Below are 909 nucleotides of genomic sequence, written 5' to 3' on the forward strand. Positions count from 1 at the left end.
CGTTGTGAGAAATAATTGAATAAAAAATGGAATACAAGTAACTTTTTACAAAAAATATAGTCTAACATACTAAAGGAGGGCAATAGTTTGAAAATGAAGGATTGAGAGAAGGATTTCAAGAAGCTTTAGGAAATATAAAAATGTCAGTATGAGCTTAGGTAAAACTCATGAAATGAGGAAGTTTATGAGAAAAAAACACATTATTCCTGTATGTTTAGTATTAATTATCATAGTTATTTTTGTTGTAGCAGTTATTATTCAATCAGAAAGTGATAGTCGCTATTTATTAACGGAAAATCAGAAACAGGCTATTAAGAAAGCAAAAATGGCAAATGAAGATTTATCTGACGCAGATATTGATAGTTTTACAATTGGTCAGGGGAAATATTTACTTGATCAATATTTTAAAGAACATAATTTAAATTATCGAATAGGCACAAAAGAATATATCGATTTCTTAGCTAGCATTATGGAAAATAGTGAAACGTATAAAGATCCTGAATTCACCATAATCGATGCTTATGGGAGCGTGTACGTGACAAAAAATCAAGAAAAGGAACCACTATTTTTTCGATTCCATCTAGATTCAGTAACCCTAGATAAAACTATTAAGGAAATTCGAGTTGAAAATACAAAATAACAATTAATAAAAAAGAAAACAGAAATGCTGCCCTTTAGTGCTATCAAGTAGATGTAACCTACATAAAAGATGGTGAAACACATGCAGATACGATTGATTTGAAATAATAAAGTGAGAAAGGGTTCTTACTTTTTTTTGTTTTTTCAGGGAAAGGAGAGACTGGGATGAAAAAGAAAAAGTATAAATGGATTACAATTTTCCTGCTTGTTCTTCTTGTGGGGAGTATATATTTTTATGTCAACAGTATTAGAATTTCTGGAGTATCTAAA

General features: G+C 29.5%; 1 protein-coding gene. It reads left to right on the forward strand.

All coding sequences use genetic code 11. From position 1 onward, the window contains the following. Positions 1-184 precede the first annotated feature (184 nt). Complete coding sequence (locus LXM54_RS27650) at positions 185-640, forward strand: hypothetical protein (RefSeq protein WP_233319557.1); 456 nt, start codon at positions 185-187, stop codon at positions 638-640. Positions 641-909 lie beyond the last annotated feature (269 nt).

It is taken from the genome of Bacillus sp. Au-Bac7, assembly GCF_021341655.1.
Taxonomy (GTDB): Bacteria; Bacillota; Bacilli; order Bacillales; family Cytobacillaceae; genus Niallia.